Annotated in this window: 3 pseudogenes; 2 read left to right on the forward strand and 1 reads right to left on the reverse strand. The window is 66.7% G+C overall.

Going from position 1 to position 1886, the window contains the following annotated elements:
- Positions 1 to 350, forward strand: a pseudogene (locus tag V5F48_RS24855) (hypothetical protein); the annotation flags it as partial.
- On the opposite strand, the pseudogene V5F48_RS24860 reads toward V5F48_RS24855, so the two are convergent.
- Positions 269 to 1518 (reverse strand): annotated as a pseudogene (locus tag V5F48_RS24860) (IS110 family RNA-guided transposase). The pseudogenes V5F48_RS24855 and V5F48_RS24860 overlap by 82 nt on opposite strands.
- 260 nt (positions 1519 to 1778) lie before the next feature.
- On the opposite strand from V5F48_RS24860, the pseudogene V5F48_RS24865 reads away from it, so the two are divergent.
- A pseudogene (locus tag V5F48_RS24865) lies at positions 1779 to 1886 on the forward strand (IS481 family transposase); the annotation flags it as partial.

Here is a 1886-nt window from a genome sequence, read left to right on the forward strand (position 1 = left end):
TCCACTTCACGACGCCGGGCGCCGGTGGCTCAGCGGTACCGCTGATCCGGGAGGCCATGGCGAAGGGAGAGCGGTTCCGCGCCCATGCCTTCGAATACGCCTGCGCCCAGGCCGATATCGACCACCGCACCACCAAGCCGAAGCATCCTTGGACGACTGATGTGATCGACAAGAGCTTTCTGTTCCGATCTGCGATATTCTCCTCTCACGTGCGGGTGACCGCGTGGCGAAGAGCAGGGCGTGAGGTGGGAGCCCTGCCGCGCAGCCTCTATCGTCGCACCTCGGTTGCGGCGCCCGTGCGCACCTTTTTCGGTCCTCGCGGGTTCCAGCCGGCCACGAAGCGCGCGTAGGCCACCTCGGCCTGCTCGACCCAGCGCCGCTCCTCCTCGCGGTGGCTCTTGATATTGTAGGCATGCGCGGCGCCCTTCTGACCGCGTGCCGCCTTGTGTCCGGCTTTGAGCTCGAGATCGCGCAGCTTCTTGGCGTGCAGCGAGGGTCGCGCCCAGACGTAGCTCTCGCCTTTGGCGAGCAGGTGCCAGATCACGACGGCGAGCTTGCGCGCAGTCGCAACCGCCACCACATGCTGGCCGCGCCGCGCCCGGACGCGCAGGAAGAAGGCGCGCAGTGGACTGGAGGCGCGCGCCGCTGCCCAGGCCGCCTCGACCAGCATGCCCCGTGCATGGCCGCGTCCTTGCTTGGTAATCCGCCCATGGTGGGCCGGTCCCGATCCCGACTGCCGGACGCTCGGATTGAGACCAAGGTAGCTCACCAGCTTCTGCGGGCTGCCGAAACGGCTGACGTCGCCGATGGCTGCGGTCATCGCGAGTGCCACCACCATGTCGATGCCGGGGATCGTCATCAGCCGCTTCACGCTCTCGTCCGCCAGCGCCGAGCGCGCGAGGTCGCGCTCGATCACCTTCAGGTCCTCGCCGAGACGGTCGAACTCGCGAAGGTGCCGCTCGATGGCGAGACGCTCGTCCTCCGGCACGGCCTGCTCGGCCAGCCAGGCGCGACCCTTGGGTCCGCACAGATCGGCGTGCGGGCAGGACGGGATCAGGTGGCCGTGGAGGATCGACTGGATAATGTTCTTCAGTCGCGTTCGCTGCCGCACGATCTGGTTGCGGCGGGTGACTTGCCGGCGTAGCGCCTGGGTCGGCTCATTGGGGATCCAGACCTCCGGCAGGAAGCCGCTGGCGTAGTGCTGCGCCAAGACGCCGGCGTCGATCGTGTCGGTCTTGATCTTCGCGTACGCGATCACCCGCACCTGCTTGGGGTTCGCGATCACTACCTTCTTGACGTGTGGCGTCATTACCGCCGCGACCGCCGCCGCGTTGCCGGTCGCCTCGACCACCACCACATCGTCCGCCATCAGCGTCGCGGCGAACGCATTCAGGAGATCGCGTCGCATATCGACGCGTCCCAGCCGCTTGAGTTTGCCGTCTTCCCAGGCCACCGCCTCGCTTCCCAGGCCACCGCCTCGGCGAAGGCGCGGTGAATGTCCAGTCCGATGATGCGCATGGCTCCTCCCTTCCGAGCGTTGCTCGTCAAAACGGGAGCTGGCGGGCGACACGACACCTACTGATCCGCGCTCGCGGCGCATCCGGGCAAGTCGCAAGGGGCGGCCATATAACGAGCTCGGGCTCTCGGCCCAACGTCTATCGGCGGCCTGCCCACACCTTCGTGCTCCCGGTGCCCCGCGTCCCGGATGGGCTCACCATAAGGCCGTTCCAAAAAGAGAAAAGCCGGACGAGAAATGCACCGCCGGCATCATGCCGGATAATGGCCAGGTCGAGCGGATGAACCGCACGATCAAGGATGCGACCGTCAAGCGCTACCACTATGACGACCACGACCAACTTGAGCGGCACCTCGCCGACTTCGTCAGT

The organism is Xanthobacter autotrophicus ATCC 700552 (genome assembly GCF_043194565.1).
GTDB lineage: Bacteria > Pseudomonadota > Alphaproteobacteria > Rhizobiales > Xanthobacteraceae > Xanthobacter > Xanthobacter autotrophicus_F.